A 21,976-nucleotide genomic window follows, 5' to 3' on the forward strand; every position below is an offset into this window, starting at 1 on the left:
ATTCTGTTATTCTTTCACTTATTTTATCTAACCAGTTTTAGAATTCTCTTTATCAATTTCAATAACACTTATCTAATGAAACAGTCATTGTCGTAATTTTTTTCATAACTACACGATGCTTATATTGAAATTGCTAAAGAACATCCCACAATGATTTTTTACCGGGAAAGGAATGGGATTTGCAGATTCGAAGAAGCAGAAGGATTGTGCAAGCACAATCCCAAAATCCCGTTATTTTTTATAAATAAATAATATATATAAGGAAGCAGAGAGACCTACACATATCATCAATACTTATAAATAATGAGTTGATTGTTCGTCAAAATGAGTGGGATTTCGGGATTTCCTTGTTACACCAACGTTTGTAGCGGGTTTTTATATGGAATTTTCTCATATTGTCAACGGGATCCGTAATAAATGGCAAATCAAATATATATTATCCCAATGATGTATATCAACTACATCACTATCACACTATCTAGGAGGCAATGATATGAAAACAACCACTCAAGAACTCAAACAATATATAACTCGTCTATTCCAACTATCTAACAGCGAAACATGGGAATGTGAAGCACTTGAAGAAGCAGCAGAAAATATTCTACCAGAACGTTTTATTAATAATTCTCCACTTGCGCATCTTACACTTGAAACTTATACCTACTATAATGATGAGCTACATGAGCTAAGTATCTATCCATTTTTAATGTATGCTAATAACCAACTCATCAGCATTGGTTATCTGGATCATTTTGATATGGACTTTCTGTACCTCACAGATACTAAAAATACGATTATCGATGAACGTCATTTATTAAAAGAAGGAGGGAAAGACCATGAATAATTGGATCAAAGTTGCACAAATATCTGTTACGATTATTAGTCAAGCAATTATCATCATGAAAGAAATTCAAGACGAGGTAAAATAACATGAAAATCAATCGATACATCACAAGAGGCATTAGTGAACAACTATCTCTAGACCTTCAAATCTTACTTTGGAATATGGTAAAAGAAAGAGATAATCAACCTCATACAGATTACCTACACATTTTCAGACTACAAGACGAAGATAATAATATACTCTCAATCTCACATGAACAAGAACAACCCGCATACAAATTGGAATATCACTATACAAACTATGTAAAAAATCAAAATGCATTACCTAAGAAAGTCTACGTCATTCGTGAAGATGATGTAGACGCTTTTTATTATGTGATGCTTTTACCCGAAGAATACTAAAGGAAGTGACGATATATGAATATAATTAAAAATACGATACACACAGAAGCGATTTTTAGCGATGATGAACAACATCGCTACTTACTCAAGAAAACATGGGATGAAAAGAAGCCCGCATGTACAGTGATAACGATGTATCCTCATTTAGATGGTGTATTATCACTCGATCTTACTACGGTTCTCATTCTCAATCAATTAGCGAATTCAGAACGATACGGTGCTGTATATCTTGTAAATTTATTCTCTAATATTAAAAGTCCAGAAAATCTCAAACATATCAAAAATCCATACGATGAGCACACTGATATTCACTTGATGAAGGCAATTAGTGAGAGCGAAACAGTCATTCTAGCCTATGGTGCCTATGCGAAGCGGCCAGTTGTTATCGACCGCGTCGAACAAGTGATGGAAATGTTAAAACCTCATAAAAAGAAAGTCAAAAAGCTCATTAATCCAGCCACAAATGAAATTATGCATCCACTTAACCCTAAAGCACGTCAAAAATGGACATTGAAATAAAAGAAGGATTATCTATGAACCATGAAACCACATACTCAGACTGGCGAACGGTTGCTAGTTGTTTAGCATCACAAAATTACATTTCAATAGTAAAAGGTCTGGTGCATCATTTCACAGCCATCGATGACGAGGAAATACTTGATAAAATCTATGAAGAGTTTATGAACGATGATTGTATCACAACGGTACTTAATAATGATTTACAGATGATTATTAACCATTATTTATCAAAATAAAAGCTATATTCTAATAAAATAAGAGCATCCTTCACTTTGCAGTGAGGGATGCTCTAATGCTTATTTTTTTGCTAATTTCAATTGACATAATAGGTTTTTATCAGAATTACACAAACATTTTCTGTAAAAGTCCTTGTTTACGTTGTTTTAATATTTCAATCTTTGAAACCTGTTTTTCAATCAATTTATCAAAACTATTCAAAAATCTTCCTATTTTTAATTGTTCTTCAATATTTGGTACTTCGATACTAATATTTTCAAATGTAGACTTATTTACAATTTGAGTTGCTGTTTTCCCTGCAATACGTTTCATATATTTTGACACTTTTTCAAAAGCATAATATAAAAAGTCTACGTTCTTATCATTATTAGGAACTAGTGCATTTATTTGTTGATTACATGATCCTTCTTCTCTCAAAATTGCATTCTTTCCAATACTAGCTATACAAGTAATAAGTAATGTATTTTTAGGTAATTGTCTAGCTTTTTTAAATCCTTCATCGCTCAACATGTATTCACTATTTTTTACATTTTTTTATTATTTATATCAGTAGGTGTAACCCATATATAGTTATTACTATTCCAATATGCACTTTGTTTTTTACTAGGCGTATTACCTGTATAAACCTTACCTAATTCTTTAATTTTTTGAGTTACCCATTTAGGATAATCATTTCCATTTTCATCCTTAAATCTTAAATCTTGCGAGAATATCTTTTGCATATACCCACGCTTTTGTTGCTCTAACAATTCTAATTTCTTCTCTTCTAGCTCAATTTGACGGTCGAGTTTGCTAAAGAAATCACCTATTTTTTGTTGTTCTAATATTGAAGGATAATTAATAGAGAAAGTTGAAAACTCCTTATAACTAATAGATTTACCATCTCGAATACCATAAATCATAGAATCTAGTTTTTTTATAAACCTAATACTTTTAAAGTATTGTTTAAAAAATTTAGGTTGTGCTAGTTCCTCTTCACCTCTTAAGACAGTATATGCAGGACTAACTATTCCTTCAATCGTATTTAATTCAAATCCGCCTTGAAAAGAACGTAAACTGATTATAAAATCATTAGGCAATGTTCTTTTATAATTTGATAGATTTTTTTATCATACTTAATTTCTAAATCTAAGTCTTGTCTAGGCACCATACCTTTATCTTGAGTGGCTGATAAAACTAATAAATCACCATCATGCTTTTTATCTGAAACATTAGTAAATAAATTTTTTGCTTGATTAGTGGTCCAATCAGTATTAAATTCAGGAAATCTTAGTTCGGGAGTATTTGCTCGTTCAGTCATGTTTCAACACTCCTAGTTCTTTAAGATAGTCATTGATTTCTGATCTCACATTATATATATTTACTCGTTCATACCCTAAACTCTCAAGTTGTTGAAGTACCTCATTTTCTAATGCATATTCATTTTGATAAGCCATTCATTCATCCACCCTAAACTTAATCTTTCCTTAAATATATCAAAATTTAGTAATAATTAATATTGCATACTTCATTTTTAAGCAACTAATTAATAAAAACCGCATCATTTATGATATGCTTCGCCTCTCATAATTTTAAATGCTCGATACACTTGTTCGATTAAGACGACGCGCATCATTTGGTGTGGGAAGGTCATTTTGCTAAATGAGAGTGCGTAGTTGCTGCGATTTAAGACGTCTTGATGGAGTCCGTTTGATCCCCCAATGACGAAGACGAAGTCACTTTGTCCTTGTGTCATACGTTGTTGTAGTTCTTTAGCTAAACCTTCCGATGATAACATTTTACCTTGTATTTCTAATGTAATAACGGTGGCTTGTGGTTTAATTTTGGCTAATAATCGTTGTCCTTCTTTTTCTTTGACTTGTTCAATCTCTTTATCACTCATATTTTCAGGTGCTTTTTCATCCGGCACTTCAATCATCTCAATTTTAGAGTATGCCCCGAGTCTTTTTTCATATTCAGCAATCGCTTGTTTCCAGTACTTTTCTTTTAATTTTCCGACAGCTAAAATAGTAATCTTCATTATAGTCCTCCATGTTGATAATAGTTATTCGACTTATCCACAAGTTATCAACTTGTTAACAGAATTCCCTCTAATTATAACAGTAATGTATATAAATTCTGTGGAAAATTCAAGATTTATCTACAAAAAATCTCATTCATCCATCACTTTTGTGGATAAGTCTGTGTATAATGTGAGTATTTCTGTGTGTATTATTCACAATAGTGGATAACTTTCTTCAGATTTGGGGATAACTTCACGACCGTCTTTTATATTTATTCACAGATTCTAAGTAAATCACTTTAATTATCCACTTTTTAATGAATATTCATGTATAGTCCAAATTGTTAGATCATATCTTTAATTTTTCCAAAAAAAGAGCTTAATAAAAACCTCATATTCCCTTAAGATTTTCATTAAGCTTCATACTTCTTTTCAATTTTATAACGTGTAAATCGGTGTCGCTTGTGCTTTATCTGTGTCACATAACAATACTTCTTTTTCAGTATCGATATCATGTTCATTTAATACTTGTCCGACGCTCATTCGTGCTAAATCTTTCATATTATTATCACGAGATAAATGTGAAAGATAGATACGTTTCGTATTACCTGTAATCACATCCGCCATCGCATGTCCTGCATCTTCATTTGACACATGTCCCATATCACTTAAAATACGCTGTTTCGTCTTCCAAGGATAACGACACATGCGTAACATATCCACATCATGATTACTTTCAAACATAAATGCGTCACTACCTTGAATCATACCTTTCATTCGGTCTGACACATAGCCGGTATCTGTAATCATCGTAAATTTCTTATAGTTATTATGGAAAATGTAAAATTGTGGATCAATCGCATCATGAGAGACATTAAACGATTCTATATCAAAACCTGCAATAGATTTTGTTTCATAGGGATTGAAAATAAATTTTTGATCCATCGGAATTTTATCATCTTTTTTTTCAATCGCTTTCCAAGTTTTTTCATTCGCATACACTGGTAAACCATATCGACGTGCAATGACGCCAAGTCCTTTAATATGGTCGCTATGTTCATGTGTCACTAGGATGCCATTCAGATTCTTCATATCCCTATCAATCTGACTAAATAAATCTTCCATCTTTTTACCCGTAAGACCGACATCTACTAAAAGACTGCCTTTCTCACTTTCTACATAAGTCGCGTTTCCTGTACTACCGCTTGCTAATACGCTCATTCGAATCAAGATGGTTCATCCTTTCTCATTATCTTAAGTTTTAATTATTTAGAGTGCCTTCAGTCTAATTATTTTATATTTACTCTTTTTTCTAAAAAAATATAGTTTCGAACTTGTATCTCTGTTCGAAACTTTCCGCTCTAAAAGTACTTTTATAGTATACTATACCAACCTGTAACTAAAAATTCCAATTCTCTGTTTATATTAAATATGTAAGAGCAAAACAACGGGCAAATTTGACCGCCATTTTGCTCTATTTAAAATGATTCACTTTTTAGTTATCAATCACTTTTGGATTGACTGAAGTGGCTTCAACATAATATTTTTTCGTTTCTTCTTTACCTTTATGTTTCACTTTGATTTCCCAGTTTGCTTGTAGTAATTGAACGTTGGTTTCTCTTACTACTGAGTAATATCCTAATCTTGCATCTAATACTTCATCGCCAGCTTTTAAGTAACGATTGAAATACAAGCTTTCAATTGCTTTACGCGGTGTAATGACTTGCTTCTTAGGATTATTGTCACCTTTTGCAGGTTCAATTTTACTCATTAATGTTTGTTTATACATTGTCGCTTTACCATCGTCTATATTAAAGCGAAGGCGTGCTTTATTGTTATTAAGCAATGGGTACCCATCATATGTTTGTTCATAGGTAACAGCATTTGAATTAATATCGCCAAGTTGATAGACCTTACCATTATAAATATGATTGATAATGTAATCTTTTAAATCACTAAGATTACGATCACTTACATTTACAGTATTATCTACGTCACCACTTACTGTGAAACCAGAATCACTTGTTTCTAATGAAGATTTATTTTCAGCGTATGATTTAAAGTTTTTAGAAGTAGCAGTAATCATTTGCATCTTCGTACCACTTACATCTTTATTTAATACATCTGTCGATACTTTAATCTCTTCTTGCTGGAAGTTGACTTCATTATCGCTTTCAGTTTCATTAATTTGCGATTTAGTCACCTTATTAATATAAATCAGAATGAGAAAAATATTGACTAGAACAAACACGAAAATAAACAATGTTTTGGTTAGTTTCCAGTTCATTTATTCAAGCCTCCCATCCTGATATACATACCATTCACCATCATACTCAACATACCACGTTGGAATAAATTCACTATTACGTTGTACTTCGATGTCATCTTTATCTGGCTGATCATCTTCTTTATAGCCAACGATCATATTCGATATTTTTTCAAAATCAATATTATGATTGTTCGCAAGTGACGCACGCACAGTTTCCAAACTATCTAATGATGTCGTTGCACCTTCTAAAGGCACGCTTGAACGTAGAAGAGCACGTTTATAGTCATAAATTCCTTTTTCTCCCCAAGTCACGTTAATTTCATTTAACTGCTGATCATTAAATGTAGGATGTCCATTGAGGAATAATTGATAGGTTAATTCTCCTGACATATTATCCGTATTGAACAGACGGAAATCATCGTTAAAGAAACCACCATGATTATTAATATATTCGAATGTACTTGGAATGGAGGTATCCATATCTTTCGAACCTGATTCATCTTCAGATAAGTTTTTATAATGGTACTTTTTACTGTCATCATTATAGTTTGCGACGCCGGTATTATTATTATATGTGGTTGAACCACTTTTTCCGCTTCGAATAATGACAGAATCATCAAATAAAATTGAGTTCATCGTTTCGACTGAAATCGTATCATATACCATACGATATGAGCGTAGGTCTTTTGGATGTTTCGGCGCAAAAATATGCGTTGATTTATCAATCGTCGTCTTATTCGTAATCACTTCCGAATAGGTTTCCATATCTTTTTCTAAATGATGAATGGTTTTATTAAATGGCGTTGCCTTAGCGTCTATCGTCACTTTCATGACTTGTTGATGACGTTTACTCAGCGCATATAATTCTAAATCACCCTTAGGATTTTTATCAATTAAAATTCGATTAAAGCTAAAATGTTTAGGAATTTTAGCTGAGTTATTAAGTACTTGACCTAAATAGGTTGTTAGTGGCATATCATACGTAAAATCCAACACGACAAAATCATGGTCTAATATCGGAGTTTGCAAATTATACCCTTTTTGCATTAATTCCACTTTACTCACTTCATGATCTTTGAGTGGATCAATAACTTGAGCGAGTTGAGATCTTGATGGTGTCAATCCTTTTACTTTATCTCCTTTAACTGACACAACTTGATAAGGTGAAATCACTGTGTCCATCTTTGCAGCTAAAGGTTTACCAATGGTTTTAGTATTATTTTTTTTACTATCCGCGCTGTCTAAATTATTTAAATCTGGAGTAAAGTTCCATATCATATACGTAAGGACAATACTCATCATGACTAAAAGAAAAAGGATAACTGATTTAATATGTTCCTTACTGTTCATCCCAATCACCGTCGTCTATCACTTCACATGGAAGTGTAATAAATATCGATGTGCCTTGTCCTTCAACACTGTTTGCCCAGATACGACCATTATGTGCTTCGACAATTTCTTTTGAAATGGCCAGTCCAAGACCCGTACCACCCATTTTACGTGTACGTGCTTTATCTACGCGGTAGAAGCGATCAAAGATTTTATCCACTTTATTAATTGGAATACCGATGCCATTATCTTTAATACGAATGGTCATTCGATTATAAAGTGCATTTTGTTTCACGTGGAACTCGACACGTTTATCTCCACGAGAATATTTCATCGCATTCGTAATGACGTTATCAAATACTTGCGTCATCTTATCTGGATCTATTTCTGTGAAAATCGTTTCATTTGGAATTTCACGTACAAACGTTGTATCTTTCGCTGCCATTTCATGTCGATTAATAATTTTATTAATAAACATATTAAAGTCAACAATTTCTTTTGTAATTTGTTCTGTCTCATTATCCATTTTAGATAATTGAAGTAAGTCATTGACCAGTCGAATCATACGTACCGTTTCTTCACGTGTGACTGAAAGGAACGATGGCGCAAGATTTTCATCTTTCCAAGCGCCTTCTTCAAGTGCTTCAATATAACTGTTCATTGAGGTTAGTGGCGTACGTAATTCGTGTGATACATTGGCAACGAATTCGCGACGTTCACGTTCTACTTGTTGTTGCTCTGTAACATCGTGTAATACGGCGATATAACCATTAACAAATCCCGTATCTTGTACAATCGTGCTAAAGTTGACACGTGCAATAATACCTTCTTCTTCATTCATATCAATTAAGATACTATCATTATTCTCTTGAATTTCTTCTAATGAAAAATCGCCTTCTATTTTTAAAACATTTAGCATGTAATAACCAATGAGGTCTTCTTTCGCCATACCTAACATTTTAATCGCCATATCATTCACAATACGAATACGACCACGTCGATCCGTCGCAATGATACCATCACTCATATGTGTAATGACAGAATCGAGTCGACGTTTTTCACTTTCTGTATTCGCTTGGGCTTCTTGTACACGTTTAGAAAGATTATTAAACGCAAGCGCAAGTTCACCAATTTCGTCATTGCCATAAATCTTAACACGCTGTGTATAGTTCCCTTTTGACATTTCAACTGTTTGGTTACGCATATCTGTAATCGGTCGCGTAATCGTTCGCGCAATAAAGAAACCGAGTATGACCGTGATAAATAAAGAAATAGCCGTACCAATAATAAAGATTTGATTAATATTGTTAAGCTGGTTATATACATCATTAATATTTGACTCTATGTAAATATTACCGATCACATCATTGCCATTCTTAACTGGTAAGTTGTAAATCCAAATCCGTTCTTTACCATTACCATAGTCTTTTAAGACGTTATGACTATTTGCTTCGCCAAGAGAGATTGCTTTTTGAACAGAATTATCATTCACCTTTTGATTAATTAAGCTATGTGATGATAACTTCGCTGTAGCCATTATAATTTGATCTTTATCAATAAAGCGGATTTCTTCAATCTCTTGTCGGTTAGCGTATTCATTCAGTAGCGATTGAACTTCCTTTTGTGCATTTGAAGGATTATCTTTATAAATACGCTCAATATTGACTTCGAGTTGTGTCGCATATTGTTTAATATTCTTCATGAAATTATTGGTTAATTCTTTTTCTAAACTATTAGTGAAATACAGACCAATAATCTGCATTCCAATAATAATCAGTAAGACATAAACAATAACGAGTTTTGTGTGAAGGGATTGGAGTTGTTTCAGCCACTTCATCGTTTGCAACCCCTAATCATGTTGTTGGAGGAAGTATCCAACGCCTCGACGTGTCACTATATATTCTGGATGAGATGGATCGTCTTCAATTTTTTCTCTTAAACGACGAATGGTTACATCCACTGTACGCACGTCTCCAAAATAATCGTATCCCCAAACCGTTTGTAGTAAGTGTTCACGTGTCATAACTTGACCCATATGTTTTGACAAATAGTGGAATAATTCAAATTCACGATGTGTTAATTCAATATCCTCACCACGTTTTTTAATTGAATAAGCCTCAGGATAAATTACGATATCTTTAATCGCAATTTCATTCGTTTTACCTTCAGATTCTTGCGCAGGTTGAGAATAGTGACGTCTTAAGTTTGCTTTCACACGTGCAATTAATTCACGTGTACTAAATGGTTTCGTCACATAATCATCAGCGCCTAATTCAAGACCCAATACTTTATCAATTTCTGAGTCTTTCGCTGTTAACATAATAATTGGCATTTCGTATTTTTTACGTACTTCACGACATACTTCCATGCCATCACGACCAGGTAACATAATGTCTAACAATACGATGTCTGGCTCTTCTTCATAAATTAAATCGACTGCATCATTACCATCATAAGCGCAATGAACTTCATAGCCTTCTTTTTTTAAATTAAATTCTAAAATATCCGCAATTGGCTTTTCATCATCAACTACAACAACTTTTCTAGCCATATCTATAAACCTCATTTCTCAAATTGTAGTTTAAACCTTAATGTTTATTATATTTTGAGTAAAACATTAACTGTATTATATGGCGCTATCTTACGTCTTAACGCACGTTTATCTACTATATAATTTAACATTAATATTCACTTAATTCTATTTTCATATTTAAAATTATAGAATAACATTAATTTAAAGTTTACCACTCTCGTTTTATATTACAAATAAGTTGAGCGCCTTGAATATTGGACAAAAGTCGTAGGAAGACTGAAACGATACAATGTTACAAAATGATGATAGAGGATAGTCGTTGAAAATTAAGAGTGATATATAAAAGATGTATAAAAAAAGAGAGAAATATTAAAAATATATTGCGACGTCACCTATTTGTAATACACACATCGTTTTACTCATGATAACGTCTATATATTTATAAAAATAAAGACGCAATATTAAAAAAGCATAAAAAAAATGCCTACCCTTTTGGATAAGCAATACGGTCTCGACGGGAATCGAACCCGCGATCTCCTGCGTGACAGGCAGGCGTGTTAACCGCTACACTACGAGACCTAAAATGGTGACTCCTACGGGACTCGAACCCGTGTTACCGCCGTGAAAGGGCGGTGTCTTAACCGCTTGACCAAGGAGCCGTTCTTAAGCACAAGATAGATTATAGCATAGCTTTTATTTTAAAGACAAGAACTTTTTTACATAATTTTAATATTTTTTTATAATTCCTTAATTTTTAGAAAAAAAGAGTTGTTTTGAAGATAGATTACATAACAATATACTTTTTTTCTTTACTTTTACATTATTAATTCATATTCAAATTTAAATGATACGGTTATCATTATCTTATTTTATATATAAAAAACGTTGCTAAAGTGAGTCACTTTAACAACGTTAGATGTATACAATTAAATGTTTTATTATTAACGGGCTTCGAAACGTAATTCTCTCATCCATCATATGCTAATCTCTAAAATCAAAAACCGATTTTCGCTCTTAGCACGTTATTGCTCTAGGTTTATACGCTTTTCTTACCATAATTTTTCTAATAGGTTTGTTTGCTCACGGTCAGGGCCTACAGAGAAGATTGAAATATGAACGCCACATAATTCAGAAATACGTTCTAAGTATTTACGTGCGTTTTCAGGTAATTCTTCTAATGTACGACAACCTGTAATGTCTTCCGTCCAACCAGGTAATTCTTCGAAGATGGGTTTACAACGACGTAATTGATCTAAGTTTGCTGGATATTCTGTGATTGTTTCACCATCTAACTCATATGCTGTACAGATTTTAACTGTATCTAAACCTGTTAAAACGTCAATTGAGTTAATAGATAAGTCTGTAATACCACTTACACGACGAGAGTGACGTAATACAACTGAGTCGAACCAACCTACACGACGAGGACGTCCTGTTGTCGTTCCATATTCACGACCTACTTCTCTAATATGATGACCATCTTCATCGAATAATTCAGTAGGGAATGGGCCATCACCTACACGAGATGTATAGGATTTACATACACCAATCACTTTAGATACGAAGGTTGGACCCACGCCAGTTCCTACTGTCACGTTACCTGCAACAGGATTACTTGACGTTACGAAAGGATATGTACCATGGTCGATATCTAACATAACACCTTGTGCACCTTCAAATAAAACCTTTTCATCAGCTACGAAAGCGTCATCCAAAATTTTAGCTGTATCTGTAACGAATTCTTTTAAACGTTGACCAGCGGCATAGTATTCATCGAACATTTCATCAAAGTGTGGACAAGTTTCATTAAACATCCCTTTGAAATATGCATTTTTAATCTCAATATTTTCTTTTAAACGTCTTTCAAATGTATCTTTTTCTAATAGATCAGCCATACGAATACCAATACGTTGTGCTTTATCTACATAAGCTGGTCCAATACCTTTTTTCGTTGTACCGATTTTATTATCGCCGCGACGACGTTCTTCATATTCATCTTGTGCTAAGTGATACGGTAAGATGACTTGCGCACGGTTTGAAATACGTAGATTATCTGTAGAAATACCACGTTCATTTAAACCGTCTAATTCTTTTAATAATGCAACAGGATCTACAACCACTCCATTACCAATCACTGCTAATTTATCTTTATAAAAAATACCTGATGGTACTAAATGTAATTTGTATGTTTCTCCACCAAACTGAATGGTATGACCTGCGTTATTACCACCTGAAAAACGCGCAATCACATCTGCTTGTTCTGCTAAGAAATCTGTAATTTTACCTTTACCTTCGTCTCCCCATTGTGTCCCAACTACTACGATTGATGACATGTGAGCACCTCCAAAGTTTTCTCAATTAACCACTAAGTATTCTATCAATACGTTTCATATAATGCAAATAAAAATCGAACATTAAAAATAGCATTCACATCAGTCAAATAAATACGTATTTTTTATTAAAAAACCTTTAAAATTGCTAATTTACCAGTATCTCAAGTCAGTTTTACAAATGTTTAATACACATACTTCACTTAACTTTACTTTTTAAAAACAAAATAAAAACCGTACATTTATATTAAAAATAATAATAATGTACGGTAAAAAAATATTTTTATGACATGTCTGCATGTGCATAATCAATGTCTGTAAATTTATTATATTGTTTCATAAAGTGTAACTTCACTGTGCCTGTCGGGCCGTTACGTTGTTTGGCAATAATAATTTCAATCTCACCATTATCGTCATTGGATTGAGGTTCGAACTGCGTACTATCGTCATCTTCTTCACCATCGCCTCGATTATAATAATCATCACGATACAAGAACGCAACAATATCTGCGTCTTGCTCAATTGATCCTGATTCACGAATATCACTCATCATTGGTCGTTTATCTTGACGTTGTTCTACGCCACGAGATAACTGACTCAGTGCGATAACGGGACATTCTAATTCACGAGCGATGGCTTTTAACGTACGTGAGATTTCAGAGACTTCTTGTTGTCTATTATCTGAAAAGCGTGAGCCACTCCCTTGAATAAGTTGTAGATAGTCAATGACAATCATATCAAGACCATGTTCTTGTTTAAGACGACGACACTTTGATCGTAAATCTGTAATACGAATTCCTGGTGTATCATCAATAAAAATCTTTGTTCTCGATAATTTACCTACTGCAATCGTAAATCGATTCCAGTCTTCTTCTGTCATTGTCCCTGTTCTTAAACGGTTAGAATCTACATTTCCTGAACTACAAATCATACGTGTCGCAAGTTGATCGGCACCCATTTCAAGTGAGAAAATACCTACTGTATAGTTATCTTCATGAGTGGCTACTTTTTGAGCGATATTAAGTGCGAAGGCAGTCTTACCTACAGAAGGACGGGCTGCTAAAATAATTAAATCATTTCTATTAAAGCCCGCAGTCATCTGGTCTAAATCGCGGTATCCAGTAGGAATACCCGGCGTTTGCCCACTATTTTGATCAAGTTCCTCTGCAGTCTCATATACTTGACCTAAGACATCTCTAATATCTTTAAATCCATCACTTTGACGGTTTGCTGAGAGTTCAAGAATACGTTTTTCAGCATCACTTAAAATAGCATCTAATTCAAGCGCATTATTATACCCATCATTCGCAATGCTATCAGCTGTTTGAATTAATCGACGTTTAAGCGCAAGATTAGCAACTATATTTCTATAGTATTCAATATTACGTGTCGTCGGTACATTATTCGATAATTCAGCTAAATATTGAGGGCCACCAGCCTCACTTAATGTACCTTCTTTCGTTAATTGTTCCATTAACGTGACTACATCAATCTCATGAGCATCTTCGTTTAAGTTCATCATTGCTCTAAAGATATGTTGGTGTGCACCTCTATAAAACGACTCAGGAAGTAATACCTCCTGAGTCGAACCTATTAATTCTGGATCTAAAATAATTGCACCTAAGACAGACTGTTCAGCTTCATTGTTATGGGGCATTTGTCTTTGATCATACATATTATCCATCAATCATTACACCCATCTATCTTAAAATTTTCGACATGCTAGTGCAACATTATATCTTTCTATGAATTGCTTTTAAAAGAATGGACTACCTATTTGTCCTAAATCTTTTTATTTTTCTACAGTGTGTACGCGAATTGTACCTTCAACTTCTTTGTCTAATTTAACAGGTACATTAGTATAACCTAACGCGTGAATACCGTGTGGTAAATCCATTTTACGTTTATCAATTTTAATATCGTGTTGATTTTTTAATGCGTCAGCAATTTGTTTTGTACTAATAGAACCAAACAATTTACCGCCTTCACCAGTTTTAGCACTTACTTCAACTTCGATATCTTCTAATTTTGCTTTTAATGCTTTAGCATCATCGATTTCTTGTTGTCTATCCGCTTCAGCACGTCTATTTTGTTGTTCTAATTGTTTTAAATTACCTGGTGTTGCTTCAACAGCATATTTATTTTTTAATAAAAAGTTATTTGCGTAACCTACTGGCACGTCTTTAACTTCACCTTTTTTACCTTTACCTTTAACATCTTGTGTAAATATTACTTTCATGTATCTTCACTCCTACTCATTTGTTCAGTAATTGCTTGTTGTAATTGCTCGATTGCTTCTTCTATAGTGACACCTTTTATTTGCGTTGCAGCATTTGTTAAGTGACCTCCGCCACCTAAGGCTTCCATTGTTAATTGAACATTAATACCGCCTAATGAACGTGCTGAAATACCAATAAGATTATCTTCACGTTTCGCTACAACGTAAGAAGCTTCAATGCCTTCTAAACTTAACAATTCATCCGCAGCTTGTGCAACTGTTACAGGATGATAGATTTTATCATTAGAACCGTGAGCAATCGCGACACCGTGATCTTGAACTTCAACTGTACGTATCAATTCAGAACGATTAATATACGTATCAACATCATCTTTAAGGAATTGTTGCGTTAAGATTGTATCGGCACCATGCGCACGTAAATAACTTGCCGCATCAAACGTTCTTGAACCTGTTCGTAATGTAAAATTACGTGTATCAACAATAATACCTGCATACATAATTGTAGATTCTAAACGTGATAAACGTTGTTCTGTTGGCTGATATTCTAATAACTCTGTGACAAGTTCTGCAGTTGAACTTGCATAAGGTTCCATATAAACGAGTAATGGATTTGAAATAAAGCTTTCTCCACGTCTATGATGATCAATGACTACTTTACGATTCGCTTTATTTAAAATATTTTCATCTAATACCATTTCAGGTTTATGTGTGTCTACCACAACAACCGTTGTTTTTGACGTCATCATATCCCAAGCCTCATCAGATGTCACAAATCGTTCTTTCAATTCAGGTTTTTTATCAATTTCTTCCATCACACGACTTAATGTTGGATCGATATCTTCTTCATTAAGTACCACATATGCTTCTAAATTATTCATTGACGCAAATCGAGATACTCCAATAGCTGCGCCAACCGCATCTAAGTCGGGACGTTTATGTCCCATAATAATCACTTTGTCGCCTTCAGTTAAGATATCTTTCAATGCGTGAGAGATAACACGTGCTCTAACACGTGTTCGTTTTTCCATCGGGTCAGTCTTACCTCCGTAAAAGCGGACATTACCATTCATGTTTTTAATTGCAACTTGGTCTCCTCCACGACCTAAGGCTAAATCAAGTCCTGATTGAGATAATTCACCAAGTTCAATTAAATCTTCGGTACCTTCACCAACACCAATACTTAATGTCAATTGTGCACGATAGCCTACACTTTTTTCACGTAACTGACTTAGAATATCAAAATTAGAATCTTCTATTTCTGCTAAGATTTTTTGGTTTAAATACGCTACGAATTGATCTGAACTATAACGTTTAAAATAAATGTTATATTCAGTTGCCCATCGACTAATAATACGTGTCACCATTGAGTTGATTTCAGAACGTTGTGTGTCATTCATATTTTGTGTAATTTCATCGTAGTTATCTAAAAACAACGTTGCAATGATAGGCTTTGATTCTTCATATAATTCATTTGTATGTACTTCTTCTGTAATATCGAAGAAATATAAACAACGTTCTTCTTCAGAATAACGCACATGATAATGGTACTGACCATGTTCGATTTCTATTTCTTGTATTCTTTCAAGTTGCTTAAGAATATTCGGAAAAACTTCATTGACTGGTTCTGAGATGACATTCGTTTCTAGATGTTCAGACATATATTGGTTGATCCATTCGATGTGATCGTCAGCATCAATCACAACTAAACCAATTGGCATGCGTTTAATTGCTTTATTACTTCCTGCTGAAATATGACCACTCAGATTATCCACATAATGATCCATTTTTGATAATGCTTGTTTAATCAATACCGCACTAATGACGATCATAATGATTAAAGCAATCGCCGTAAACGTTGCAATTAAAGGTTTAAATATAAACCCTACAATAACAATTGCAATTGCCGTAAGCACCATCAAAATGTAAGGAATAAGCAATGCTTTTTTAGTGGATTGACGGTTCATTCTTCCACCTCTATTCACTTTTTAAAGTCATTTTTTAATCATTCGTTTTAAGTTAATTCCTAAATCAAGTACGCCAAGTAATGATACGATATGCGTAAAGGGTGAAATCACTGTCCCCACGACCATTAATAATATAGATACCGCATCAGGTAATCGTTTGGCCTTTCCAAAGAAATGAATCAAACTCAATCCTTGGATATACATTAATAATGATAACACAACTTCGAAATTCAATACGATACTTTGGAATATACTTGGTTTCATCGCAAACATCACACATACTAGCACAATCATGTAAATCCATAATAATGTGCGATTCATCTGCCAAGCAAATAAAGGTCTAAAAATAGGTGTTGCTACTTTGAATTTGCGTAAAATTGGAAATGTAATGATGATATTAATTAAAACTAAAAGAAAGACCATAATAATGATGTAACTTGGAAGTTGAACAGCCATTTGACGAAATCCTTCTTCTAAGATGATCTTATAATCTGATTCAACGCCTGAATTTACAATCGCATTGTTCATTGCGTCTTTTGCTGGTTTAATCAATACTTCGGTATTTGGAATCTTTTTGAACGCTTGTAATAACATAAATGCAATTAACGTCACAATACTTATATACATTGTTGTAATATATAAGATGCGTTCTTTAGATGTACGTTCTTTTAATAATTGGCCAATTACAAAACTTAGTAATAAAACTAGAATCATGGCACTTAATACAAAGGTATTCCCTAATAAGGTCGTGATGACTACAGTGAGTAAAGCTCCAATTCCAAATGTAGCAATTGATTTATGCCACATGATAATCCCTGGAATGGTAGCGAATAAACATAGAATCAGACCAATTATTGGCAATACATACGTAACTAAAGCAACTGCTACAAGCACGATAGTTCCTATAATTATTGCTTTAGGATGTACTTTTGAAAACACATTCGCCACTCCTATACTTTTTTGACTATAACGTCTATTTTAACCTCTATATTCAAATTAAACAAATGTGTTAACTGTTCTCTTATCTATTATTTTCGTTTGAATTTCGAAACTTTTAAAAAGTGATACAAGTTAGGTGCCCAGTCATTAAAATTAAGTAAAAAACCATCATGGCCTACGTTGTCTGGAACAAAAAAGTGACGATGATATTTAAAACGTTCTCCTACTGCTCTAACTTGATCATCTGGATATAACAAGTCATCTGTAAAGCCCATAGTTAGTACTTTTGTATTTAAAGATTGGAAGACCTCATCCACATCATCGCGCTGACGATCAAGATGATGACTATCTAAGACATTCAACATCGTTAAGTAACACGATAAATCGTAGGATTCTTTAAACTTATTGCCTTGATAACGTTGATAATTGACTACTTCATCTGGTGTGAAACGCGCGTCATAACTTTTTGAAGAACGATATGTTAAGAATCCAAGTTGTCTTGCAATACTAAGTCCCTCTTTACCTCCAATATGAATCGCTTCACGTGCAATTTCATTGAAAGCACGACTGTATGAAGAGGTTTTATCTGTAGCTGCTAAGATGACTGCCTTATCTACTTCGAATTGATGATTATATAATAATTCCATCACTTGCATGCCACCTAAACTGCCACCAATTAAAATATCGATTTTAGTAAATCCAAGGGCCTTTATTCCCAATTCAATTGCCTTAACTATATCTCTTAATGTTATTGTTTTAGGAAAATGAGCATCGTTTAATGGGGAGCTTGAACCAAAAGGACTTCCAATAACATTAAAAGTAAGAAACTGATAATCATAGATTGGCATATAACCACCATCAATGATTTCACGCCACCATCCAGGATGTTCATCTGTACCATAAGTTAAATGATTACCAGTCAGAGCATGACAAACCACAACAAGCGGTTGTCCCGAATAACCTACGTGCTCATAACGCAATTTTAGATTCTCAATTGTTTCACCTGATTCTGTTGTAAAAGCACCTAAATGTAATGTATCTACTGTATAATTTGTCATGCTATGCCTCCTTAGAATAAAAAAATCGCTTCTACTCTTAATTTTAAAAGTGTGAAGCGATAATACTTTAGTACTTATCATTCGAGTATCTCGTTGGTTGTAGCACCGTACAATGATTTGTCGGTTGCTGAAGCTTCATAGGGCCAATTCCCTCTACTTCTCAAAATAAGAGTATCTATATATTGATTGCATTGTTTAATTTAAATTTATTTTAATACAATTGTCTAGTTAACTTCAATGCGCAGTAAATAAATGGGTTAAAAGAACCATCGTATACCTGCAATGAATATAATACCTACAATAATAGTGATGGTTAGACTACGCGTCACAATTGCGATAATGACTGTAGGAATGGTTGCTACAATGAATGGAATATTTAATTCAAAGCCCTGCATGCCTTTATGTTGAACGATAAAACTATCAATAACTAACGCAGTGAATAATGAAATTGGAATAAACGACAGCCATTTGATGACTGTTTCTGACAGTTGAATACGTGAAATCATTAAAAAAGGTACGACACGTACAATTAATGTCACTAATCCACATAAAACGATGAGTAAAAGCATATGTCCAGTTATCGTCATCGATCCATCACCACCCCAAGTGTTGCAGCACAAATTGATGTAACAAGAATGGCCACATAAGAGGGCATCAACCAACTTAAAATGAACATCATTACAATAACGAACGCAATTAATACGATATATATACTTATTTTGGAACGTGTAATCGTTTCAAATTGAGCCATAGCCAAGAAAATAAACATAGCTGTAATCGCAAAGTCTAATCCTAACATTTCAGGATGAGAGATGTATTTCCCAAAGACTGCTCCTAACACACAAGCGATTGCCCAAAATGAATAAGCAGTAATATTTAATCCATGTAACCATCGGTCATTAATTGTTTCCCCTTTTAAGTGTGGCGTTATAGCAACCCCAAAGGTCTCGTCAGTAAGAAGAGAAGACAAAGCTAAACGATTCCATATACCATAATCTTTATAATTAGGTGATAATGTCATAGACAATAAAAAGAAGCGGGAATTCACAATTAACGTTGTTAACACGATTGCTGATATAGGTGTACCAGTAATAACTAAAGCACAAATAATAAATTGTGCTGCGCCTGCATAAACCAATAAACATAACAGAAGAATTTCTAGAACACTAAAATCCTGAGAAGCTGCCACAATGCCAAATGATAGTCCTATACCGATGTATCCTAGTAGTGTTGGAATACATTCTTTGACTCCTTGTTGAAATGTTACATGTGACGTCATGTTAGCTCCCTCTTTATATATGTATTTTCAAATTGACTATATATTTTAATTAAATTCAGTCTAATATAATCTAATAGACGCTTCAATATCTTTAGACGTCCGTTTGAGTGAGGTTAGAGAGAAGGGCGTTTAGAAATATTGATAATTCAATGTTTTAAAAATATCAGAAATTTTCGATATTTTTAAAAGCTACCTTTATCAAAGCAGTCTTATTTAATATAAAAATAAATAAAGCGATAGAGGACTATGTCACTCTATCACTTTATGAGTTGAATTCTATTGAATGATTAGTTGACTGGACGAATTTCTGTTTTGCCGCCCATAAATGGTACAAGTGCTTCTGGAATTGTAATTGAACCATCTTCGTTTTGGTAGTTTTCTACGATAGCTGCAAATGTACGACCTACTGCAAGTCCACTACCATTTAATGTGTGTACTAATTCTGGTTTAGAAGAAGCATCACGTTTGAAACGAATGTTAGCACGACGAGCTTGGAAATCAGTACAGTTTGAGCAAGAACTAATTTCTTTGTAGTCATTGTAACTTGGTAACCATACTTCTAAGTCATATGTTTTACTTGCGCTGAAACCAATATCTCCAGTACATAAGATCACGCGACGATATGGTAATTTTAATTCTTCTAAAATTGCTTCGGCATTTTGAGTCATATCTTCTAATGCATCCCAAGAATCTTCAGGTTTTTCAAAACGCACCATTTCAACTTTATCGAATTGATGTAAACGAATTAAACCTCTTGTATCTCTACCAGCTGATCCCGCTTCACTACGGAAACATGCAGTTTGACCAGTGAATTTTTCTGGTAACACGCCAGGTTGGATAATTTCATTTCTATAGAAGTTTGTTAATGGCACTTCTGCAGTTGGAATTGTATATAAGCCTTCTTTTTCAACTTTGAATAAATCTTCTTCAAATTTAGGTAATTGGCCTGTACCAAACATTGTATCTGCATTTACCAATTGAGGTGTCATCATTTCTGTATAACCATGTTGTGTTGTATGTTTTGTTAACATATAGTTCATTAATGCACGTTCTAATAAAGCACCATCTTTAGTTAAATAAACGAAGCGCGCACCTGATACTTTTGCAGCACGTTCGAAATCAGCCATTTTTAATTCTTCTACTAAATCCCAGTGCGCTTTTGGTTCAAAATCAAATTCACGAGGCGTACCCCATTTTTTTAATTCAACATTTTCAGTGTCGTCAGCACCTTGTGGTACGTCATCTGCAATTAAGTTTGGAATACGAATTAAGATATCACGAATTTTGTTATCTACTTCATTTAATTTTGCATCATTTTCTTTAATTTCATCGCCTAATTCACGCATTTCTTTAATGACGTCATCTGCATCTTCTTTATTACGTTTTTTTTCAGCGATTTGATCACTTACTTTGTTACGACGTGCTTTCATTTCTTCTGTTTTACCAATTAAATCACGACGTTGATTATCTAATTCTAATACTTCATCAACAACCTTTGAATCATCTCCTCGTAATTCAATTTTGCTCTTAACTTTGTCCGTTTCGTCTCTGAATTGCTTGATGTCTAACATATAATATTCATCCTTCCAAAAAATTTATATTGAGTGACCATAGCGATTTAAAATAAAAAAAGACCACGTCCCCATACAAGGGACGTGGTCTACGCGTTGCCACCCTATTTAACAATTTAATTAAATAAACTAAATTGCACTCCACTATCGATAACGGTTAAAACCGATTGTTCAATATAAGTAGGTAGATTCGCATAAAAATTAATTACTTGTTTACACTAACCACAAGCTCTCTGAAATTAATACCCTTATGTTACTTAGCCTACGAACAATACTTTATTAAGTTAATTTTAATATAGCAAAGTCATATATAATTTTCAAGCAGTTACCTCAACCAAATATAACAAACTACATACGTTAAAATTCTGTCAATTTTAGCATTTATAAATTTATTTAAAATAGTGTTGACGAAACGCTTAAGCAGGTATAATATTTTCTATTGTATTTAAAATGCACATGATA

The 21,976-nt window shown here is 33.6% G+C and carries 22 protein-coding genes, 2 tRNA genes, 1 pseudogene, 1 riboswitch and 1 other annotated feature; of the genes and pseudogenes, 4 read left to right on the forward strand and 21 right to left on the reverse strand.

What is annotated here, in order from left to right:
* The first annotated feature begins 493 nt into the window (after positions 1 to 493).
* The 4 genes from HMPREF3131_RS06480 (at position 494) to HMPREF3131_RS06495 (ending at position 2,000) form a co-directional block, all read left to right on the forward strand.
* Entirely contained in the window at positions 494 to 844 is a 351-nt protein-coding gene (locus HMPREF3131_RS06480) for an SAUGI family uracil-DNA glycosylase inhibitor (RefSeq protein WP_049436158.1), read from the forward strand.
* An 86-nt stretch (positions 845 to 930) separates the two neighbouring features.
* On the forward strand, positions 931 to 1,245 hold the full coding sequence (locus HMPREF3131_RS06485; RefSeq protein ID WP_031864168.1) for a DUF960 family protein: 315 nt from the start codon (positions 931 to 933) through the stop codon (positions 1,243 to 1,245).
* 15 nt (positions 1,246 to 1,260) lie between these two features.
* Positions 1,261 to 1,764: a DUF1643 domain-containing protein gene (locus HMPREF3131_RS06490; protein ID WP_017175359.1), complete on the forward strand. Its 504-nt coding sequence runs from the start codon at positions 1,261 to 1,263 to the stop codon at positions 1,762 to 1,764.
* Between the two features lie 14 nt (positions 1,765 to 1,778).
* Positions 1,779 to 2,000 carry a hypothetical protein gene (locus HMPREF3131_RS06495; RefSeq protein ID WP_029376781.1) on the forward strand — a complete coding sequence of 74 codons (222 nt, stop codon included), beginning with the start codon at positions 1,779 to 1,781 and terminating at the stop codon, positions 1,998 to 2,000.
* A gap of 106 nt (positions 2,001 to 2,106) precedes the next feature.
* Here the strand turns inward: HMPREF3131_RS06495 and HMPREF3131_RS11635 are convergent, their stop codons facing one another.
* The 21 genes and pseudogenes from HMPREF3131_RS11635 to serS all read right to left on the reverse strand — a co-directional run bounded on the left by HMPREF3131_RS11635 (position 2,107) and on the right by serS (position 21,514).
* A complete protein-coding gene (locus HMPREF3131_RS11635; RefSeq protein ID WP_037546737.1) occupies positions 2,107 to 2,511 on the reverse strand; it encodes a restriction endonuclease subunit S in 405 nt (134 codons plus the stop codon).
* Between the two features lie 145 nt (positions 2,512 to 2,656).
* A pseudogene (locus HMPREF3131_RS11640) lies at positions 2,657 to 3,080 on the reverse strand (restriction endonuclease subunit S); the annotation flags it as partial.
* On the reverse strand, positions 3,062 to 3,301 hold the full coding sequence (locus HMPREF3131_RS06505) for a hypothetical protein (protein WP_049436162.1): 240 nt from the start codon (positions 3,299 to 3,301) through the stop codon (positions 3,062 to 3,064). The pseudogene HMPREF3131_RS11640 and the gene HMPREF3131_RS06505, both read right to left, overlap by 19 nt.
* A complete protein-coding gene (locus HMPREF3131_RS06510; protein WP_017175355.1) occupies positions 3,294 to 3,437 on the reverse strand; it encodes a hypothetical protein in 144 nt (47 codons plus the stop codon). The genes HMPREF3131_RS06505 and HMPREF3131_RS06510 overlap by 8 nt, the downstream gene beginning before the upstream one ends.
* 104 nt (positions 3,438 to 3,541) lie before the next feature.
* Positions 3,542 to 4,021 carry a 23S rRNA (pseudouridine(1915)-N(3))-methyltransferase RlmH gene (gene rlmH / locus HMPREF3131_RS06515; protein ID WP_017175609.1) on the reverse strand — a complete coding sequence of 160 codons (480 nt, stop codon included), beginning with the start codon at positions 4,019 to 4,021 and terminating at the stop codon, positions 3,542 to 3,544.
* A 420-nt stretch (positions 4,022 to 4,441) separates the two neighbouring features.
* Positions 4,442 to 5,224, reverse strand: coding sequence for an MBL fold metallo-hydrolase (locus HMPREF3131_RS06520; RefSeq protein ID WP_029376799.1), 783 nt, complete (start codon positions 5,222 to 5,224; stop codon positions 4,442 to 4,444).
* 274 nt (positions 5,225 to 5,498) lie between these two features.
* A complete protein-coding gene (locus tag HMPREF3131_RS06525; RefSeq protein WP_017175611.1) occupies positions 5,499 to 6,290 on the reverse strand; it encodes a two-component system regulatory protein YycI in 792 nt (263 codons plus the stop codon).
* Entirely contained in the window at positions 6,291 to 7,622 is a 1,332-nt protein-coding gene (locus tag HMPREF3131_RS06530; protein ID WP_049379433.1) for a YycH family regulatory protein, read from the reverse strand.
* Positions 7,612 to 9,438 (reverse strand): cell wall metabolism sensor histidine kinase WalK, encoded by a 1,827-nt coding sequence (gene walK / locus HMPREF3131_RS06535; protein WP_002449341.1) that lies wholly within the window; start codon positions 9,436 to 9,438, stop codon positions 7,612 to 7,614. The genes HMPREF3131_RS06530 and walK overlap by 11 nt, the downstream gene beginning before the upstream one ends.
* A 12-nt stretch (positions 9,439 to 9,450) precedes the next feature.
* Entirely contained in the window at positions 9,451 to 10,152 is a 702-nt protein-coding gene (gene yycF, locus HMPREF3131_RS06540) for a response regulator YycF (RefSeq protein WP_049379434.1), read from the reverse strand.
* A gap of 488 nt (positions 10,153 to 10,640) precedes the next feature.
* A tRNA-Asp gene (locus HMPREF3131_RS06545) sits at positions 10,641 to 10,713 on the reverse strand.
* 5 nt (positions 10,714 to 10,718) lie between these two features.
* A tRNA-Glu gene (locus tag HMPREF3131_RS06550) sits at positions 10,719 to 10,793 on the reverse strand.
* Positions 10,794 to 11,183: 390 nt separating this feature from the next.
* The gene (locus HMPREF3131_RS06555; RefSeq protein ID WP_017175614.1) at positions 11,184 to 12,467 is read right to left on the reverse strand and encodes an adenylosuccinate synthase; all 1,284 of its coding nucleotides are present in this window, start codon (positions 12,465 to 12,467) and stop codon (positions 11,184 to 11,186) included.
* 280 nt (positions 12,468 to 12,747) lie between these two features.
* The gene (dnaB, locus tag HMPREF3131_RS06560) at positions 12,748 to 14,148 is read right to left on the reverse strand and encodes a replicative DNA helicase (RefSeq protein ID WP_070436570.1); all 1,401 of its coding nucleotides are present in this window, start codon (positions 14,146 to 14,148) and stop codon (positions 12,748 to 12,750) included.
* A gap of 108 nt (positions 14,149 to 14,256) precedes the next feature.
* Positions 14,257 to 14,703, reverse strand: a complete 447-nt coding sequence (rplI, locus tag HMPREF3131_RS06565; protein WP_002488452.1) for a 50S ribosomal protein L9 — start codon at positions 14,701 to 14,703, stop codon at positions 14,257 to 14,259.
* Entirely contained in the window at positions 14,700 to 16,667 is a 1,968-nt protein-coding gene (locus HMPREF3131_RS06570; RefSeq protein WP_017175615.1) for a DHH family phosphoesterase, read from the reverse strand. Before HMPREF3131_RS06570 ends, rplI begins: the two co-directional genes overlap by 4 nt.
* Before the next feature lie 27 nt (positions 16,668 to 16,694).
* Positions 16,695 to 17,606, reverse strand: a complete 912-nt coding sequence (locus HMPREF3131_RS06575) for a YybS family protein (RefSeq protein WP_017175616.1) — start codon at positions 17,604 to 17,606, stop codon at positions 16,695 to 16,697.
* Between the two features lie 89 nt (positions 17,607 to 17,695).
* Entirely contained in the window at positions 17,696 to 18,664 is a 969-nt protein-coding gene (locus HMPREF3131_RS06580; protein ID WP_017175617.1) for a homoserine O-acetyltransferase MetX, read from the reverse strand.
* Positions 18,665 to 18,735: 71 nt separating this feature from the next.
* Positions 18,736 to 18,836, reverse strand: a riboswitch (SAM riboswitch).
* An 85-nt stretch (positions 18,837 to 18,921) separates the two neighbouring features.
* Positions 18,922 to 19,251 (reverse strand): AzlD domain-containing protein, encoded by a 330-nt coding sequence (locus HMPREF3131_RS06585; protein ID WP_048680094.1) that lies wholly within the window; start codon positions 19,249 to 19,251, stop codon positions 18,922 to 18,924.
* The gene (locus tag HMPREF3131_RS06590) at positions 19,248 to 19,943 is read right to left on the reverse strand and encodes an AzlC family ABC transporter permease (RefSeq protein ID WP_017175619.1); all 696 of its coding nucleotides are present in this window, start codon (positions 19,941 to 19,943) and stop codon (positions 19,248 to 19,250) included. Before HMPREF3131_RS06590 ends, HMPREF3131_RS06585 begins: the two co-directional genes overlap by 4 nt.
* Positions 19,944 to 20,230: 287 nt before the next feature.
* Positions 20,231 to 21,514 (reverse strand): serine--tRNA ligase, encoded by a 1,284-nt coding sequence (gene serS, locus HMPREF3131_RS06595; protein ID WP_002488451.1) that lies wholly within the window; start codon positions 21,512 to 21,514, stop codon positions 20,231 to 20,233.
* 75 nt (positions 21,515 to 21,589) lie between these two features.
* Positions 21,590 to 21,793 (reverse strand) — a binding site (T-box leader).
* Between the last annotated feature and the right edge of the window lie 183 nt (positions 21,794 to 21,976).

Source organism: Staphylococcus sp. HMSC14C01, from assembly GCF_001808085.1.
Classification (GTDB): Bacteria; Bacillota; Bacilli; order Staphylococcales; family Staphylococcaceae; genus Staphylococcus; species Staphylococcus hominis.